Source organism: Agrobacterium sp. ST15.16.055 (assembly GCF_027956555.1).
GTDB classification, from domain to species: domain Bacteria; phylum Pseudomonadota; class Alphaproteobacteria; order Rhizobiales; family Rhizobiaceae; genus Agrobacterium; species Agrobacterium salinitolerans.
On sequence record NZ_JAQKGN010000004.1, the window covers coordinates 171,744 to 191,009 of the forward strand.

General features: G+C 52.1%; 15 protein-coding genes. 6 read left to right on the forward strand and 9 right to left on the reverse strand.

Translation table 11 applies throughout. The features are described from left to right. Positions 1–101 precede the first annotated feature (101 nt). From rfbC to PL599_RS08965, 5 genes are all read left to right on the forward strand, one after another. Positions 102–671 (forward strand): dTDP-4-dehydrorhamnose 3,5-epimerase, encoded by a 570-nt coding sequence (gene rfbC, locus PL599_RS08945; RefSeq protein ID WP_271358997.1) that lies wholly within the window; start codon positions 102–104, stop codon positions 669–671. A 2-nt stretch (positions 672–673) separates the two neighbouring features. Further along, positions 674–1,729 carry a dTDP-glucose 4,6-dehydratase gene (gene rfbB, locus PL599_RS08950; RefSeq protein ID WP_271358998.1) on the forward strand — a complete coding sequence of 352 codons (1,056 nt, stop codon included), beginning with the start codon at positions 674–676 and terminating at the stop codon, positions 1,727–1,729. Positions 1,730–1,733: 4 nt separating this feature from the next. Further along, a complete protein-coding gene (rfbD, locus tag PL599_RS08955) occupies positions 1,734–2,627 on the forward strand; it encodes a dTDP-4-dehydrorhamnose reductase (RefSeq protein WP_271358999.1) in 894 nt (297 codons plus the stop codon). Continuing rightward, a complete protein-coding gene (rfbA, locus tag PL599_RS08960; protein WP_077983464.1) occupies positions 2,624–3,490 on the forward strand; it encodes a glucose-1-phosphate thymidylyltransferase RfbA in 867 nt (288 codons plus the stop codon). The genes rfbD and rfbA overlap by 4 nt, the downstream gene beginning before the upstream one ends. 121 nt (positions 3,491–3,611) lie before the next feature. Continuing rightward, the gene (locus PL599_RS08965) at positions 3,612–4,457 is read left to right on the forward strand and encodes a glycosyltransferase family 2 protein (protein ID WP_271359000.1); all 846 of its coding nucleotides are present in this window, start codon (positions 3,612–3,614) and stop codon (positions 4,455–4,457) included. A 26-nt stretch (positions 4,458–4,483) separates the two neighbouring features. Here the strand turns inward: PL599_RS08965 and PL599_RS08970 are convergent, their stop codons facing one another. From PL599_RS08970 to PL599_RS09010, 9 genes are all read right to left on the reverse strand, one after another. Further along, a complete protein-coding gene (locus PL599_RS08970; protein WP_271359001.1) occupies positions 4,484–5,398 on the reverse strand; it encodes an NAD-dependent epimerase/dehydratase family protein in 915 nt (304 codons plus the stop codon). A gap of 30 nt (positions 5,399–5,428) precedes the next feature. Further along, a complete protein-coding gene (locus tag PL599_RS08975; protein WP_271359002.1) occupies positions 5,429–8,479 on the reverse strand; it encodes a glycosyltransferase in 3,051 nt (1,016 codons plus the stop codon). 269 nt (positions 8,480–8,748) lie between these two features. Next, entirely contained in the window at positions 8,749–10,653 is a 1,905-nt protein-coding gene (locus PL599_RS08980; protein ID WP_269826658.1) for a class I SAM-dependent methyltransferase, read from the reverse strand. 267 nt (positions 10,654–10,920) lie between these two features. Continuing rightward, positions 10,921–11,340: a GtrA family protein gene (locus PL599_RS08985; protein ID WP_271359003.1), complete on the reverse strand. Its 420-nt coding sequence runs from the start codon at positions 11,338–11,340 to the stop codon at positions 10,921–10,923. Next, positions 11,337–12,620 carry an NAD(P)/FAD-dependent oxidoreductase gene (locus tag PL599_RS08990; protein ID WP_271359004.1) on the reverse strand — a complete coding sequence of 428 codons (1,284 nt, stop codon included), beginning with the start codon at positions 12,618–12,620 and terminating at the stop codon, positions 11,337–11,339. Before PL599_RS08990 ends, PL599_RS08985 begins: the two co-directional genes overlap by 4 nt. Before the next feature lie 12 nt (positions 12,621–12,632). Further along, a complete protein-coding gene (locus PL599_RS08995) occupies positions 12,633–13,565 on the reverse strand; it encodes an NAD-dependent epimerase/dehydratase family protein (RefSeq protein WP_080793725.1) in 933 nt (310 codons plus the stop codon). Continuing rightward, positions 13,565–14,302 carry an SDR family NAD(P)-dependent oxidoreductase gene (locus PL599_RS09000; protein ID WP_271359005.1) on the reverse strand — a complete coding sequence of 246 codons (738 nt, stop codon included), beginning with the start codon at positions 14,300–14,302 and terminating at the stop codon, positions 13,565–13,567. Before PL599_RS09000 ends, PL599_RS08995 begins: the two co-directional genes overlap by 1 nt. Before the next feature lie 10 nt (positions 14,303–14,312). Then, positions 14,313–15,650 carry an FAD-binding oxidoreductase gene (locus PL599_RS09005; RefSeq protein ID WP_271359006.1) on the reverse strand — a complete coding sequence of 446 codons (1,338 nt, stop codon included), beginning with the start codon at positions 15,648–15,650 and terminating at the stop codon, positions 14,313–14,315. Further along, entirely contained in the window at positions 15,647–17,116 is a 1,470-nt protein-coding gene (locus tag PL599_RS09010; protein ID WP_271359007.1) for a UbiA family prenyltransferase, read from the reverse strand. The genes PL599_RS09005 and PL599_RS09010 overlap by 4 nt, the downstream gene beginning before the upstream one ends. Positions 17,117–17,348: 232 nt before the next feature. Here PL599_RS09010 and PL599_RS09015 point away from each other — a divergent pair, with 232 nt between their 5' ends. Beyond that, positions 17,349–19,226 carry a hypothetical protein gene (locus tag PL599_RS09015; protein WP_271359008.1) on the forward strand — a complete coding sequence of 626 codons (1,878 nt, stop codon included), beginning with the start codon at positions 17,349–17,351 and terminating at the stop codon, positions 19,224–19,226. Positions 19,227–19,266 lie beyond the last annotated feature (40 nt).

The following is a 19,266-nucleotide window of genomic DNA, read 5'->3' on the forward strand; positions in this document are numbered from 1 at the left end:
TTCGATCTCTCTTGTGTGGGCGGTCAATAAAGCGTTATTGACTGTCCCTGCCGATAAAGTCATATCACCTCAGAGTAGGCAGACCAGACAGGATCCGCATAGTGCAAGTAGAAGCATTCTCGATACCAGGCTTGAAAAAGATAACTCCAGCTCGTTTCGGGGACAGCAGGGGTTACTTCAGCGAGGTTTTCAAGAAGGACTGGTTTCGCGAAAATGTATCGGACGTGGAGTTCGTACAGGACAATGAATCCCTGTCTGCTCAAGCGGGTACTGTACGTGGGCTTCATTTCCAGACAGAGCCGTTTGCACAGGGCAAGCTCGTTCGCTGCATTCGTGGGCGGCTGCTGGATGTCGCTGTCGACATCAGAACAGGATCGCCCACCTTCGGGCAATGGGCCGCTGTAGAGCTTTCGCCCGAAAATGGCGAACAGTTGTGGGTTCCGGCAGGGTTTGCCCATGGCTTCATGACGCTCGCGGACGACACGGTCATCGCATACAAGGTGACGGCCCCTTACAGCGCAGCCAATGACCGCGGCGTTAAATGGGATGATCCTGCCATAGGCATCAACTGGCCGAAGCAGGAAGGCTGCATCCTTTCCGACAAGGATACAAAGCAGCCTCTTCTGTCCGAATTGCCTGAATATTTCACCTACCAAAAAACTGGAAACTGATGATGCGCGTTCTAGTTACCGGCGGCGCCGGATTTATCGGCTCAGCCCTCGTACGTTATCTCGTGAGCGAGGTTGGCGCGGATGTTCTCACCGTAGACAAGCTGACATATGCAGGGAACCTGGCTTCCCTCAAGCCCATTGAAAATGCGCCTAACCACCGCTTTCTCCAGGCCGACATATGCGACCGGGTGGCGATGAATGAGGCATTCGCGACATTCCAGCCGGATTACGTGATGCATCTGGCCGCCGAGAGCCATGTCGACCGCTCCATAACCGGCGCTGCTGATTTTATTCAAACCAATATCAACGGCACTTTCACGATGCTGGAGGCGGCGCGCCAATATTGGAGCGGCCTTGCGGAAGACGCCAAGGCGAATTTCCGTATGCTGCATGTTTCAACCGATGAGGTTTACGGCTCTCTCGGCGATGACGGTTTGTTTGAAGAAACAACCCCTTACGATCCCTCATCGCCTTACTCCGCTTCGAAAGCCGCAAGCGATCATCTGGCCACGGCCTGGCAGCGCACCTACGGCCTTCCGGTCGTCATTTCCAACTGCTCCAACAATTACGGCCCCTTCCACTTTCCGGAAAAGCTCATTCCGCTGATCATTCTCAACGCGCTGGAAGGCAAACCGCTGCCGGTCTATGGCAACGGCGCGAACATCCGCGACTGGCTTTATGTGGAGGATCATGCCCGCGCCCTGTGGCTTATCGTCCAGAAAGGTCTTGCCGGCGAGAAGTACAACGTCGGCGGCAGAAACGAACAGAAGAATATCGATGTGGTGAACTGCATCTGCTCCATTCTCGATGAGCTGCGCCCGCAATCCAAACCCTATGCCGAGCTCATCAAATATGTGACGGATCGCCCTGGTCACGATGCTCGCTACGCCATTGACGCGACGAAGCTCGAAACCGAACTCGGCTGGAAAGCCCAGGAAAACTTCGCCACCGGCATCCGCAAGACGGTGGAATGGTATCTCGACAATGCGTGGTGGTGGCAGCCGCTTCGCGAGGGTGTTTACGCCGGAGAACGCCTTGGCGTTCTGACAAAGGGCTGAGTCAATGCGGCTGGCAGTTACAGGCAAAAATGGTCAGGTCGTCAGCGCCCTTCTAGCACTGGCGAGCGCCGAGCTGGAGATCGTGGCTCTCGGTCGGCCAGAACTCGACCTTGCGCAGCCTGAAACTGTTCTGAAGGCGCTACGCGAGGTAAAACCCGATGCCGTGGTATCGGCTGCGGCCTATACTGCCGTCGACAAGGCAGAAAGTGAGCCTGACATCGCTTTTGCCGTTAACCGGGATGGAGCAAGGGCTGTCGCGCAAGCGGCAAGTGACCTCGGCATTCCCCTCATTCATCTTTCTACGGATTATGTTTTCGACGGCGCCAAGGACACCGCTTATGTCGAAAGCGATGCGACGGGGCCCACGTCCGTCTACGGCCGCTCGAAGCTCGAAGGCGAACGAGCCGTTTCCGAGGCTACCGACAATTACGTGGTTCTGCGGACCGCATGGGTCTATTCGGAATATGGCAACAACTTCGTGAAGACCATGCTGAGGCTTAGCGAGAACCGCGACGAGATCAATGTGGTTGCTGACCAGTTCGGATGCCCTACCTCGGCCAACGATATCGCTGCCGCGGTGGTAACAATCGCAAGAAAACTCGTGGAAGATTCCTCGACCCCTCTTCGTGGGGTGTTTCATCTGTCTGGATCAGGTGAAACCAACTGGGCGAATTTCGCTAAACAGATATTCGCCTTTTCTGCGGAAACCGGTGGGAAGTCGATTGTCGTCAACGACATCACGACTGCGCAGTACCCTACCCCGGCCCGACGCCCGGTAAACTCGCGGCTTGATTGCAGCAAGCTTGAAGAGGTTTACGGTATAAAGCTGCCGAGCTGGCAAACATCAACGCGCGCGGTGGTCACCGCTCTTGCGCAGAGCAAAAAGGAAACGCCATGAAGGGTATCATTCTGGCCGGGGGCAGCGGCACGCGCCTGCATCCGATGACATTGGCGGTCTCGAAGCAGATCCTGCCGGTCTATGACAAGCCGATGATCTACTACCCGCTAACCACACTGATGCTGGCCGGCATTCGCGAGATTCTGATTATCTCGACCCCCCATGACATGCCGCTCTTCCAGTCCCTTTTGGGTGATGGTTCAAAATGGGGTCTTTCCATTGAATATGCGGTCCAGCCCAGCCCGGATGGTCTGGCGCAGGCCTATATGATCGGCGCCGATTTCGTGGCGGGTTCGCCATCCTGCCTCATCCTGGGTGACAACATCTATTACGGCCACGGATTACCGGAACTTCTGCAGGCCGGTACGAGCGTTAGCGACGGTGCTACGGTCTTCGCCTATCATGTGAACGATCCCGAACGTTATGGCGTGGTCGATTTCGATAGCGAAATGCGCGCGCTCTCTATCGAGGAAAAGCCGGCAAAACCCAAATCCAACTGGGCGGTCACCGGTCTTTATTTTTACGATGCCGATGTCGTCGACATCGCCGCCAATCTCAAACCGTCGCCACGCGGCGAATACGAGATTACGGACGTCAATCGGACCTATCTCGAGCGCGGCAAGCTGAAAGTATCCATCATGGGACGCGGCTACGCCTGGCTTGATACCGGCACACCGGACAGCCTCCTTGAGGCGGGCGAGTTTGTGCGGACGCTTGAAAAGCGGCAGGGCTTCAAGATTGCATGTCCGGAAGAGATCGCTCTGAGCAAAGGCTTTATCACCAGATCCGAATTCTCAGCACTCGCAGAAAATGCCGGCAAAGGTGATTATGGCGTATATCTAAGGAGACTCGCTTCCTCGTAAGTGCGCTGGAATATGCCTCCGCTTCGAGTTGAACAAAACCGCATTAACACCTTCCGCTACAGCAACTCATCAAAGGTTGCCAAGTTGAGGCAGGATCGTGCGCCTGGTCTCTGGAGTCAAAATGGCTAGTTTGTCACTCTCGGACGTAACGGTGGTCTCTGTTTGCTATAAGAGTGATGCGCTCATAGCGGACATGATCGCGACGGTGCCTGAGGAAACACCAATAGTACTCGTCGACAACGGAAAAACGAATAGTTTTGCGAACCTCCCTGCCGGCAGAAAAATCAGGATTGTTCAGTTGGAGGACAATCAGGGCTTCGGCCGCGGCTGCAATGCGGGCGCGGCGGTGGCGCAGACACCTTGGATCCTGTTTTTAAACCCTGACGCCCGATTGACCGCAGGCGCGATTGAAGCCTTGCTGGAGGCCATTGATCGTCACCCGTCGGGTGTTGCATTTAATCCACGAATTTCCAACTCGGACGGAAGTGAATATTTCAAGCGGCGGTCCTGGTTATTGCCACACCGCCGCTACATGAAAAAGGGCTGGCCCGCAGTCGATACCGTCGTTCCCGTTTTGAGCGGGGCCGCTTTTTTTGTTTCAAGACAAAAATTTGACGCGGTCGATGGCTTTGATCCGGCTATCTTTCTTTATCACGAAGATGATGACCTATCGTTGCGCCTTGCAAAATTAGGGCAACTCGTATTTGCACGCGATGCCCTTGTTTCCCATGCGGCGGGGCACTCGTCGGGCCGTTCTCCCGAAATCGCTCGGCTCAAGGCGTTTCATATGGCGCAATCGAGAATTTATACCGGTATCAAGCACCGGCGGCCGCTTCCAAGACTTTCGACTTTCGTTCAAGCCTTCGCGCTGATCATGTCGCCCAGCGCTCTATTCTCATCACGCCGGCGGGCCAAGGCCGCCGGATTTCTCAAGGGCGCAGTCGAATCTATCAAACATCAACCATGAAGCGAACGAGTGCGTAATAGCAATCGCTATTCATGTTCCTTCAGCCATGACCAGACGCCGGCGATCCCCTCTCTCAAACCTATCTTTGGCTCCCAGTCAAAATCCATCTTTGCCCGCTCTATGTCGAGAACGGATACCGGAACGTCGAGGCTTCGATGAGGCTTATAGACTATTGGAATAGGATTACCCGTAATCTCCTGTACGATTTCCGCGATGTGGAGGACGGAAGTCCCAGTTCCGCTACCCCCGTTGTAGACGCCGACCCTGTCACTGAGAAGCGCGGTGACGCATAGGCTGCTAAGGTCTTTGACGTGAATATAGTCGCGAATCGTGGAGCCATCTCCCCATATTTCGATGGGCTGGTGCTTCAGGGCAAGGTTGAGATATGTGCCTATTATGCCTTGGACGCCCAGGTTACCCTGATAGAGACCGTAAGGATTGGAGGCTCGGATCACAACAGGCCGTATACCGGCCTTGATCTCATAGAGTTTAAGATAGGACTCTATCGCAACCTTCACTACGCCATATGAACATATCGGATCGAGTATATGTCCCTCCGGAATCGGGACCTCCTGCGGCTTGCCGTAGACAGTCCCACCCGACGATAGGTAGAGAATGCGGGTTACATTGCATGCTGCCATATCCTCGAGGAGGCTCAGGGTTCCGAGAAGATTAAGCTCAACATCCTTGCCGGGGTCCTTATCGCCCGTGGACGGCACCGTCCCGCTGACAAGATGCGCCACGGCGTCGACATCCACCAGAAGCTCGCGCATCAGCTGGCTATCAGCCAACTCTCCCGAAACATACTGCACACCTGCCGGCAGCGGACGACCAGGAAGACGGCTTCTTCCCAGCACCTTCACCTCGTGTCCCGCGCCCACCAAATCTTCGACAAGATGGTAGCCGATGAACCCACCGCCGCCGAGAACCAATATCTTCATAAAAAGCCTATCACCTTACTGCCGCCAACGTCACTTCCTTGCGAGCACAGAACGATAATGATCGAGATACTCACCAGCGAGCACATCGATATCATATGTCGCTCCAAGGATTTGCGCTTTTTCTCTAAAGCCGTCACGGACATCTTTCTCCAAGATTTTTTCCATAGCGTCACTCAATTCATTCACAAATCGGTCGTTGTCGCTGTCGTTGGCGATGATAATTCCAGCTTGTTGGCCATTAATCTGTGACATTGCCTTGATCTCACCGACATCCGTGGACACGCAAGGGACCCCAACTTGAAGCGCCTGTATCAAACACAGGGGATAAGATTCACCTGGAAAGCGTGTCGGTATCAGAGCCACGTCGCTAATACGGTAGAGACCATAGATCTCCTTAACAAAACCCAGGAAGTGAATGGTCTCGTCCGTCGCCGCCAAGAGCTTGGCATCGTCCGTGGCTGGCCCTTCCCCCACCATAAGCATCGCCATCGGGACATCAGGTCGCCGCTCCCGCAATAAACGATATGCCCTGACGGCCTCTACCCAGCCTTTGCCTTCAGCCCCTCGTGCAACAAGCGAAAATACGACAGCATCCTCTGCCACACCCAGCTGAGCACGTGTTTTGGGGAACGCTACTTCATCAACAGGCATCGCATTTTTTACTTTTACGAATTTTTCTTTACCTATCTGAAGATTATCGAACGGCCCCAGGTTCCGATCGGCAGTATAGGCGAATTTATCAATTTTCTTGCTCCAGCGGTCGATCCTGCTCGTCGAAACATCCATCGCCTCATAGGATCCATGCAGTGTCGAAATAAAGGGCGCTGAGATGCCTTGTCCGTCGAGCAAGAACCCTTCGACATTGGCAACGTGCGAATGAACCACCGAGATTCCTGCATTCGTGATGAAACGATCTATCCCCATGTCGCGAACCGCATTGGCCGTATAGACAGGGATACCAGGGTCGAGCATACGCCGCACGTCTTTATGATCGTCCGCGTCGTGCATCTGAAGAATGGAGACCATGATCCCCTTGCGGCGAAGTGCATTCGCGAGGTGAATCGGGAATATTTCTCCACCGCCGAACGAAAAACCCAAAATGCCGACCAGAACATGAATATGTTCACGCGGGACCGCACTAAGGCTTTGGTAATTCACCAGCTTTTGAAATTCTTCCGCCTGGACTCCAGCACTTTTCGAGACGCTGCGACAGACCTCGATAAAGCGTTTGAGGGTGCCATCTGGAATCTCCCATCGTTTCTTCAACGATGTCATCAGTCGCGCATATTCTTTATAATATTCTGGCTTCGATTGGGCGCTGCTACCGGATGTATTGCTATCGTGAATACGGAAATAGCTGACAGAACTCGGCTCGTATGCGATCTGCCCCCCCCCTGCGATAGCCGAATAGAGGTACCAGTCGCCCATGATTTTGTAACTTCTGGCCTCTTCCCATACCTGATCGGAAATCTCAAAACGCCGCCAGAGGCTTCCTCCGACGTTGGCAATTACATTTTTGACGCCAAAGCCGCCGCGAAACCACTCGGCTGCCGGACGAGTCAGGCGCGCTTCCCAGATCCCTGGCTCACTATCCTCACGGTAATGATCCAGCCCGGCAAAATACTCTCCCTGACTATTCGCAAATTGGATTCGCCCGAACGCCATCATCACGCTTGGGTCACGAAATGCATTGATCATTCTTTCAACGAAAGTCGGCTCGCAAAAATCGTCGCTTTCGCAAATCCAGACCAAATCACCCTTTGCCAGCGAGTGACCCTTCTGCCATTGACGGAACACATTTCCCGAATTTTCAGTATTATAGACAGCTCTGATACGCTCAGGGAAACGCTTGACATATGCGTCGATTACCGAGCGACTGTCGTCACTGGAGCAATCATCAAGAACCAGAATATCGATAAGCGGATAGGTCTGCGCCAGGATGCTGTCCAGACGCTGAGGAAGATACCGCGCGTGATTGAAGTTCGGCACGATCGCAGTCACCCTCACGCCGGTCTGGGCGCTGATACTGGAGCGGCTCGCCGCGATAATCCTGTTTGAAGCAATCCTCTGATAGTAGTCGAGGCAGAACTGATCGACCTTACGCGACAGCAACATCGGATCGCGCTTTTCAGCCGATTTCAGAAACCGTTCTCGCCTTCGAGTGCTGAAGACACTGACTTCCGACAAGGCGTACAATAAACGAGTATAAATCAAACGCTTCAGAAACTTTGTCAAAGAAGCCCGACTCATCCAGTTGTTGCGCTGAAGCGCGTCGACTTTGCCCGAAATCTGATCAATGTCCTTCATTAGAATTTCGGCCCATTGCGCGTGTTCGGCTTCGATCCGTTTGAGGACTGGTTCCGATACCTCAATGTCTTGGGCAAAAAAACTAATCGTTTCAAATCCGCCCAACGGGATATCAGATGCGATACCGACGATGTGTGTGGGCGCCTCAACCCCGATTGTCAGCGAGCCAGTTTCTGCATCTATATAAAAAAATTGTGTAGAGTTACTTGCAGAAGCAATTATTGACCCGAAGCCAACTTTTTGGCCGTGAATAGAGACATAGCCAAAATGCTCCCCCAACTTCTTAGCCAGCTTTTCTTTGCTGGTCCCGTCACCGTCGAGAAACTCCTCTGGTAATCCCTCACCGGAGCTCTCCTCGCCGTCCGACATTGAAGTGATCAATATGCCGCTAGGCCGCAAAACGCGCTTAACTTCAGCTAAAAATAGGCTAGGATTGTCAGCCTGCTCAAGCACATCGAAGCCGACGACAACATCGACCGAAGCCGAAGGCAAGGGTATCATCGAATATGATCCCACCTCAAAACTGGTATTTGCGAACCCGCAACGTTCTCGCGCTAAATTGACTAACTCATGGGAAAACTCGACACCAATAGCTGACTGGGCGGCTTGGGCAAGAATCGACGTGCCAAAACCCAAGCCGCTTCTGAGGTCTAAAACATCTTTACCACCAACAAGATTCTTCGCTAGGTAATACCTGTGCACCACTTCGAACGGCAATTTCGCGTCGGTTCTTGACAACTCGCTTTCGCCGGTGAAACTCGTTTCGTAAACCATGTACTCCTCGGCAAATTCGTGACAGCGCTTGTGGCGGGATAAACCATTATACGCGCCAAGTCGAGGCTGCGCTGACACACTGAGACCGGCTCAACCACGACTGAAGTTATAGATCGTTATTGCTGGAAGTTCCGCCGCTGAACTTATATAATCTGATGAAATTTCAGCTCACGAAATCACGTTGATAAGTACGCGAAGAACTGAAAAACATAAATCTCCACACTAATCGCGCGACGGTATTTATTTCGCTCCTGAGAAAATTCAGCTAGCTAAGCTCCAGAGATTTGTCGAACAATCTCCCGATATTTCTTCTTTACGCCAAAGTACATCGAAAACGGGAATTTACTCACCTTAGTTGCAAGACGTTGCGCATCTAGAACAACTCGATTGAGCCTACTCACCTCCGAACGCAGTATATACACTTCACCGTTAATCTCGTGAAGATGAGCCGTCAAATACTCAACTCTACCATACAAATCCACGCGGACCGGCAAATTTCCCTCCAAAAAATCGACAAAATTCTTACCCGAAAATTTTCCAGACACGACTTCGTACAACTCTACTTCTCGGGAAATCACCGCGCTCTTGAAGTCATTAAAAGAAGGTAGTTTAAGTTCGCCGAATAACTTTGTTATGAAATCTCCCCAAGTCCTTATTTCAGGATCACTTGGGCGACCTAAGACTGTTAAATGACTACACAACGTTACGATGGACCTAAATATTAAATATGTAAATGGAACGGCTTCAGAGGCCGTCCATTCCTGGTCAAAGAAGTACCAGCCACCATCCTCTTTTCTCATGAGGTTTTGGGGAACTGCGTCCAAAAGTGTTCCAGATACGCAAAAATCAAAATTTGTTGAATCACTACGCACGTCTGTTTTGTTGCTATTCAATTCAATAATTATTGAAGCATACAATTTAAAGAACTCTACTACGTCGCGGACCTCCCAACCATCCTTGTTTACGATGTTCAGAAATTCACTGGATAGCGTGCGACCCACAATATATTCTGCTTCTTCCTGCGGGTGGAACGACAACCATTCACTCCCCACCTCATCTTTGAGCTGCAGCCGCTTCGACCTGACCACAATATCGCCATTCTGCTTCGGCAAAAATATAGATTCTTTGCAATATATACCTTTCCTAGCCGTAGAATAATGGAATGCCAGAGCTTCTTGTTGCCGTGGGCTATCAATATTTGTCTTAGCCAACAACAGAAAGGAATTTGACAGGTCAGATGCGATTCCATTTTTGGCGAGTTGCCGCCAAACGAGCTCAGGAGCGAAAAGAGGGGTGTGAGGCAACTGCGGGTCACGTTTTACGCTTTGGGCTGCCAAGGCGGCGGCATCAAATCGTTCAAACTCAAAACCGCGCGATGAGATTATAGATACAGGAAACTTGTAATCCGGGAATGGCAGAAAGAGTTCTGTCTCAGCGAACCCGCTGGCCAGAACTCGTCGTTCCAAGTCCGCGCGACCAAATGTTCGGACGCCGCCACTTTCATATCTGTCTTCAATTCCTAACATTCGTTGACCTAGATGGTCTTCTTTTGAACCAGCGAAATATTTTAGCCCCAGCTGGTTCTCGATTGCGATGACCAATTGACCGCCCGGCTTCAGGAGCCGACGCACCGCGCCAAGCATCTCTGCAACAGGATCTTGAGCCGGCGAGTAAAGACAAGCGTATTCGAGGACCCCAATTAATGTGATTATGTCGAAGCGTTTATCGGTTTGAAAATCTGAGAAGCGTTCGGCCAAGACCGACACATTCTCAAGGTCATTCGTTCGCAACCGTGTGATCTTGGCGCGACGTATGGAGCCTTCAAGCGCAACCACGAAGGCGCCGCACTCTCCTAGGAACCGAGTAATAGCCCCACATCCTGCTCCAATCTCCAGAACGTCGGAGCCAGAAAGTGATTCAGTGAACGGTCGCAGAATATTTGCCCGCAACGGAGAGAGATGATAAGTCGTCGTCCAATCGACACATTGCTCCCTAAGGCAATTCGACAAGACTGTCAGATCGGTCGTTGCGGCGATTATCTTCTCTAATTGGCGCTCAGCCTCGTCACCGTCGGAGTAAGCAATCCCGGCATAATCCTCACGCTTGAAGATACCCATCTCTTGATCGAACTGATAATGGGGGCCTAGATTTTGTAGTTGTTTTTTGTCTTCCATTTCGTCCCCTCAGAAAATTCTCGGAGTGCCGCGCGGCCCTCACTGCATGCTACGCCACCTGAGCGCTGTATGGCATCTAGCCGAACTCGATGCAAGAAGCTCAAGTGCAACGACCATGCGATGCAAACTCCCACGATGCACGCGTTGAGGGGCACCATAAATTACACCATTTTTGACGTGCCATTGAAATTTCTTCTGTCTGCGATCAGAGGCAATCCGTCCACGCCGCCAAGCCACAAGTGAGTCGTCGAAATTTTCGCGTTACTCTTATTTTTTGCTAGAGGCAAAAGTGAAGTGCTTATGCAAAGCGTAGCTTGTTGCAACCGGGCTCAAAACACCAATCACATGCGCCACTGCCTCTGGATAAAAACCGAACCCAACGAGTGGGAACAGCCATCTGGCCAATCCAACACTCACGAGCCAGACCTGGGCCAACGCAACCATGTTCACCAAACCGAAGCGCAGATATTCCGCTTCAGGTCGGCGACCTGACTCCTCGAAAACGAATAGTTTCATGAGGCCATAGGCCGTCGTCATGCCGATGAGGTAGGCCATCACGATTGCAGCAGAATAGCTGGCGATTGTGGATAGCGCTGCCCGCGAAAGAACATTAACGCCGGCAGCTATACCACCTGACAACACGAAGCGAACAAAAGGTGATGAGATCATTCCGGAAATCGATCTCATTTCGGCACGGCTTCAGCCATCGCTCTGCCAAGCCTCACGCTTTCCGCAATGCCCCGATCCTCCGGATAATAATAGGAAGTGTCGGCAATCTGGAGCCCGGAAATGGGCGTCTGAACAGGCGGCAATTTATCGTAGAAATTTGGCTCGCAAACTGGTTGCGCATAGGCGAGCCGGCCAACTTTCGCTTCGATAACATCGTGGTCGCTTACATCGGGATTTACTTTTTTGATGTATCCCAGAGCCTCATCGATGAACTGCTGGTCGGTCCAACTCCATTTGCGATTCGTCGTCGGCATGTAATACGGCACATAAACGACAGTGTCGCTCACGGGGCGAAGATTGGAGAACTCAATCAGCCCGGGTATCTCGATGGTGTCATCAACGATATTGATCCAGAAATGGCGGCTGATGGATTTCTTCAATTTGAAGAGAAGGCAAACCACGCCGATATTGCGAATATCATCGTATTTCTTTTTCGACGCCTCGGGGAGATCAGGCACCAAGCGGGAGACCAACGGCGTCGGCAGGGTGGAAATGACAGCATCGGCGGGAAAGAACCGCTCCTTCGTCCGTACTCCTGCAACCTTGCCATCCGCGCATTCTATCCGCTCGGCGGCAGCGCCGAGATGCAGGCGCCCGCCTTTTTCCGTATAGGCGTCGACAAGCGCATCGACCAAGACCTGGCTTCCACCGTCAATATAGCCAAGTTCCTCCTGAAATATCGAGCGCCGGGAGTTGCCTATACGACGCACGCGCGTTGCGATCCAGGAGGCGGAAATATCGTCGGAAAGTTCGTAGAACTTCAATTCCATCAAACGCTTCCAAAGTGTGCCATACACTTCTTTGCCGGAACCCTGTTCAAGCCACTGCCGCGCAGTCTTGTGTTCAATCTTGGAGAAATCGCGCGCTTTCGTCGTCAGGAACATTTGAAGCCCCGTCCGGAATTTTGCGATCAAGCTCAGATGCGGGAACCGTAACAGGGAGATCGGATCACCCCAGGGATGAATTTTCCCCTTCATGAAGTAACCCATTGACGTTCCACGCCACTTCATCCTGTCGGCGATGCCGAGTTCCCGCATCAGCGCAAAGGTTGGCTCGTCGGATTTACAGACAAAATGATAAAAGCGTTCGATCGACAATCCGCCAAAATCAAAATGGGCGGCCATTCCACCGGCTACCGCGTCGCTTTCGATCAAATCGACCTCGTGCCCCAAATTTACGGCGCGATGTGCTGCGGCAAGCCCCATGGCCCCCGCCCCGATCACCACAATGCGGCTCATTGGTAATGTCTCCTAAAAATCCAACACAATCTTGCTGTATGTCGGGTGCAGATAGGTCTCGGTGATTGCGTTACGCAATGGGGTGGCCTCCACCCCAAAGACCGCCGGCCAATCAATGACCGGAAATGTTTCGGGTATCACGAGCGCCTCAAGTTGGCTCGTTGTGAAAGGTGGCTTGGAACTCAACTTTCCGTATACGAAAAGAAGCCACCAAAACACCGTATAAGGGATATGGATAATCCGGGCCTTCGGCTTCACCGTGGTATGGATCAGATTAATCAGATCGCCATAATATACCTGCTCCAGCCCAGAAATATCGTAGGTACCTGTGGGCATTTTCTCCATGGAAGAGATGATGATCGCCGCAAAATCCCCGACATACAAAGGCTGCCTGATGAACTTGCCGTCACCAGGAATCGGGAAGACCGGCACGCGATCCATGAACCGGCGAAGCCAGCCCAGATGCTTACGGTCAAACCAGCCGAACATCAGTGTAGGCCGCAAAATCACATGCGGAATATCCGTCACTGTATCGATGAACTGTTCCTGCGCCGTCTTTGATCGCGTGTAGAAATCATCGGCTTTTGAGTTCACAACCGAAGACGAGATATGCACAAAATAAGGCGTTTTGTGCTTACGCATCGCCGCTACGATGTTTTCCGTCGCGGTGACGTTGTTCTCTATGAATTCGCGTTCGTCCAGACCACCGATCTGTGCTTGATTGAGCAGCACGGCGTCGACACCCCGGAACGCATCTTGCCATTCCCCAGGCTCGGCCAGATCGGCTTCTATGACTTCAATCTCAGGGTTCAACTGCCGCAACAAAGCTGTGTTGCTGGGATGTTTGTCAATGCCGACGATCTCAAGCCCTTCGACACCCTTGAGGCGCGCAATTATATTTTGGCCGACCAGACCCGCAGCGCCCGTTATAAGAATCTTTCTCATTAGATCTCCATCCGATTGAAGATGCGGCTGGGGATATTGCGGATAATCAGCATGATGTAGCGCCAGAATCCCGGCGCATAGGCGATTGGCCCGCCGCGAAGCGCGCTGGCATGAACCACCGCCGCAATCTTCTCCGGCCGCGCCCAAAGAAGGCCGTTCCTGTTCATGCCCTCTGTCATTGGCGTTATCGTCGGACCAGGTTTCACCAAGACAGCACGCGGCCCTTTGTTGGCGAAACGGTGCGCAATCCCTTGCACAAGCACGGCCAGTCCAGACTTTGCTGCACCATAAACATAGTTGGCACGCCGCCCGCGATCTCCCGCAACCGATCCTATAACTACCAACGTGCCTCTCGCCTGTCGCTCGAGCAAATCTGCAGACGCCAGGCACCAGGCGGCAGCGGAATTGAAATTTACCCTCAATATCTCTTCCGCAATTTCTGCGTCGCGCTCAGCCTCATATTGATCACCCAGAATGCCGTAAGCCAGAATGATGTGATCGACTCCGCCGATCTGGTCGGCGAATGCCCGCAGTTGACCAGCAGCGTCATGCGGTGTTGCGAGATCACAGGTAGCAATCTCAACCCGCCCTGCACCTCGGCTCCTCAAGTCGGCCGACGTTTGTTCCAAACGGCCCCTATCGCGACCGACAAGCACAATGGATGCGCCTTCGGCGGCATAAATACGCGCTGTCGCCATAGCGATCGAGGAAGTGGCTCCCAAGAGAATAATTCGCAATTTCTTTCCTTTAATCCTGACTCACGCGCGTCCAAAAACCCGAACGAAAAACCGGATCGATATGTTTTGAGAAGAGACGCCAGTCCGGATAGCCTGCCTGGAAAACCCTGGCCGGCATTCTTCCGTCCTTGGCGGGATAAAGCCGTCCTTTAGCTTCCATTACAATAGCATCCAGCCGATCCATCAACTTCAGCGTCGTCTCTCCCCGATTCGGAAAATCCAACGCCAGAGTTGTCCCCTCGCGCGGGAACGAAAGAAGTCCGGGCGACTGGATTGAACCGAATGTCTTAAGGACAGCAAGAAACGAGCCCTGTCCACTCGCGGCAATCGTTTTCAACATCTCATTCGTCGCGTCTTCCTGCACAGATGGAGGGACAACGGATTGGTATTGATACATGCCCCTCCTGCCATACATGCGGTTCCAGCGGCCGATCGAGTCCAGCGGATAAAAGAAAGGATAAATACCAGCCCTGCTTTTCCCGCTTTTCTTGCTGCCCCGGTAGAAGTAAGCGGCATTGAAGGCACGAATAGAATAGCTGTTCATCGCCACAGCGGGCAAGCTAACGGGCATGGTGAGCGCAGTATTGCCGCTGTCCAGCAGACGGGAACCAAGTTTTGCGTGATTTCCACGCGTAAATATTCCCCGCCCCAGCCTGTCTCCGCCAGAAAGGCAGTCAATCCAGGAGACGCTATATTCGAAATCTGCCTCGCTCGCCTCGGCAAGGTGAAAAAACTCTTTCGTATTACCAAATGGAATGTTTTCGACGTCGATGATAGCGCTCTGGATGGGTATCACCTCCAACTCAACCCATGTTATCAGCCCTGTCAGCCCCAATCCGCCGACGGTCGCGGCGAACAGCCCGGTCGTGTCGTCCGCCGCCAACTCGATTTCTTCTCCATCGGATCGCAACAGGCCAATGCGCCTTACCCAACGGCCTATAGTGCCGGTTCTGTGATGGTTTTTACCATGCACGTCGTTTGCGATAGCGCCGGCTATCGTTACAAAACGGGTGCCGGGGGTGACAGGTATAAAATACCCTTGATGAACAATGATCCTGAGGATGGTGTCGATGGACAAACCTGCCTCTGCACGCAGGAGCCTTGTTTCACGATCGAAGTGAACCACCCTGTCAAGGGAAGTCATGTCGATCAACCCTCCGTTCGGGTTTAGTCCGCTATCGCCATAGGAACGGCGCAGACCACACGCTAACAAGGGAATATCCAGCTTAAGAGCCTCATTCATCAATGACGGCAATTCGTCTCGCCAGGTCGGCCGCGACAGCATATGCCGGGCCCTGAGCACGCCGCCCCACGAACTAACTCCAAACGCGGACGCAAAACGGCTCATAACGCCACCAGAAAAACGATCGCAATGGCCGCGCCGAGACCGATACTTACATTGTCCCTGATGGCGAAACTGACGGGATCGTCGTTCATCCTCCCCCTGTGAGCCAATATCCAAATACGGCCTAGCCATATCGACAACAGGACAGGAATGGCGGATAGAAATTCTGGACGCGCATAGTCATTGCCCGCCAGCATTTCCATCAGTATAAAAATAACCAGAACGACAAGCGACGCCATCGCCGCACTCACGCCAAGCGAAAGTGTGAGCGGCGCATCCCCTACCTCATAACCTCTGCTCTTAAGGCTCGCGGCGCCGCTGGTGGACGCACGAACAATCTCGGTATGGCGTTTCGCAACGGCGAGGGAAAAGAAAAAGAAAACAGCAAATGTCAGAAGCCAAGCCGGACGCGAATGCTCTAACAGAACAGCGCCCATCACCACACGTGATGTAAAGAGGAGGCCGATTATCAGCGTATCGAGCAGAGGAATACGCTTAAGCCCAAGTGAATAGGCGCCTGTGACAACAAAGTAACCCAAAAGCACTGAAGCGAATTGCAACGAAAGCAGACCTGCCGCAAGAAAGCCCGCGAAAATAAGTGCTACTGCAAGCACGAAGCCCGATCTGATCGACAAGCGTCCGCTGGCCATAGCTCGGCTGCGTTTCGACCAATGCAGTCGATCTGCGTGCAGATCGGCAATATCGTTCAAGAGATACGTACCAGAGGTCACCGCCAGCAGACAAATGAACGCGAGAAGCGTTTCGACAATCAAAGATACGTTTGACCATTGGTGAGCGAGAATTAGCGGAACAAAAATCAAAACGTTTTTTGTCCAGTGATGGACACGAATTGCCTTCAAAAACTCTTTTACACCGAGAGGCGCGGTAGAAAACTCGGCAATCACGGGCTTGTTCAGCTTCCTGGCCTTTGCAGCAACGCCGCTACTCGCACCAGCCAAAACTATCGCATCCGCTGCATCCCAAACCGACAAATCCGCATTGCTATCGCCGACATAGATGAACCCTTCTGGAAATCGCGAGGCCAGATGGCTCGCTTTGGCAGGGCCTTTCAGGTTGCTCTGACTGGATCCAACTGCGGTTTCAAATATTCCAACCTTCGCGGCAACAACATCAACGATCGACTGGTCCGCGGCAGAACACAAATGCAGAGCGTGCCCCTCACCTGCTTTCTGGCGCAGCCAATTCACTAGGTCTTCCCTGAAGGGCAAAACAAGCGAAGTGAGATCCAAGTGTTTAGCAATGGAGGCTTTAAGGACATGGCGGCCACGTGAAAGGGTTGGCAGCGCCGACAGCAGTGCGAAAGGCTTTCGGAACAATGAGAGTGCCGCGGCCTCATAAAGCGTATCCGATAAAAGAAGCGTTCCATCCAAATCAACGACAATGGGTAAAGCGGACCGGGCCTCGTCAGCTTTGGAACTCTGTCTCTCTGATGGAAGGTTTAAACTCATAATGCCCTTGCTCTCTCACGTCGCGTCGCTACAGCCTATACGAAAATAACCATCCCATTGCTATCCGCTCATTTGCAGAATTGGAAATGCGCCAGCAGACCCTTTCCAGGCAACCCTGCGGGCGTGGATATGGCATCGCCAACCTGCAATCGACCGATCGCCAACCAGCTTGACAATTTTCGGCCCAAACGGGATAGCTCAGCGCGTTTGAAGCAGAGGCAGAAGTTTTATAATGAAAATCATCAATCAACGTCTGGTGCTAATAGCACTTGTCACACTGTGTATATCTGCCTTTTTTTCGCTTTATTACTTAACTCAACAGCCGCTCGATATGTATGCGTTTCGTCAGACGCAGACCGCTATAACGTCTTACTGGTTTATTAAGGAAGGATTCGCCCTCGCTTATCAAACGCCGGTAGGTGGAAGACCCTGGGCCATACCGTTTGAGTTTCCGCTTTACCAAGGGATAGTAGCCTTAATAGCGAAAACATTTAACCTGTCGCTTGATGCCGTTGGGCGGCTTGTAAGCTATCTATTTTTACTAGCATGCCTTTGGCCTGTCGCTGGAATATTTAGAATATTTAAGCTTAAGCGCGAGACATTTTATATATTCTCGGCCTTACTATTATCATCCCCCGTATATTTGTACTGGGGACGGTCCTTCATGATCGAGACAACGGCGCTTTTCTTCACCATCGCGTTTCTATACTATTTTTCACTCGGCATGCGCTATGGCTTTAGCATCCGTTGCAACGCATTTCTACTTTTGTGTGCAACGCTCGCTTTGCTGCAGAAGTCAACGACGGCATTGCCCGTGATGATCGTGGCAGCGTTGATCTATGCTTATGTGACCCTGCGGCAGGCGGAACGATTTAAATCGCTCTTCAAATTAAAAGTACTTGCTGTCCCCGTTTTCGGCTTCTTGATTCCCGTCATAGTCGCTTACGTGTGGGTAAAATTTACCGACGACCAGAAATCGCTGAACATACTCGGCGAGTATCTGACATCCGCTCGTCTGAACTCCTGGAACTGGGGCACGCTGGCTCAGAGATTTGAACCTACGATCTACGATAAAGTCATTCTGCTGCGGATGTTCGTCGGAAATCTCGGTGCTGTCGTTGGGCTGGGCTTGTTCATCTACTTTCCAATATGGTGCAAGAAGAACGGTCGAAGAACCGAGCTGACGCTATTTTGCATCGCGCTTGCCCTTGGTTTCCTACCATTTTTTATGTTCCCCAATCTGCATATAGTGCACACCTACTATCAGACGGCCAACCTTGCTTTCCTTCTATTTGCCGCAGCCTTGGCACTTGGAACGTTCCACAATCACGCTCCTAAAGCAGTCACAGGATTTTTTCTTTTTATCTTGGCGTCAAACTACGTCTATTTCGGAATAAAATACTACCCGGCCATATCTCAACAATTTAGCAGCTATGATCGCGACATCGCGGTTGGGAAATCGATTAAAAATGCCACCACAGAAGGTGGGCAGTTTATCGCACTGGGTAATGACTGGAGCTCGACATTCTCCTATTTCGCAGAGCGTAAATCTTTTACGATTCCCGACTGGCTCACGCAAACTGATGATGTTTTGATGCATCCTGAAAAATACCTCGATGCAGACCAGCTTGGCGGTTTTGTCTTCTGCGGCAAAGATACTCTGAACCCTGCTCTTTTCACTAATTTTGTCGCGCGGAAACGATGGAATACTGCTATTATTAGCGGCTGTAAAATTGCTTTCCCGGGAACTGCTTTCAAGGCTGATGGTGCCATTTCCACGGAATGCAACGGCGTGATTGATATTAACGAGATCACGGAGGAAAGTGGTGCTCGTGTTGCCAGGCTGGAGGGATGGGTTATCCCGGTTGATGGCGACAAGAAAATTCGCGAACGGGTTTACATTCAACTCCCAGGATCCAATGGACAGCCACTATATGTCGAGGCATTGAGAACCCCTAGAGACGAGATTAATTCGCAATTGAAAATACCGCCGGAAAATTTGAGCGGGTTTTCAGCCTTGGTTCCGCTTCAGCAAGAGCAGGACACTAAAGATGTTGTGATCATTCGTTCGCGAGGAGACGTCAAAAACATCTGCCGCCTCACTCATTAGAAGAAACTCCAATATCGGCGACAGGTTAACGGAGCGAGTT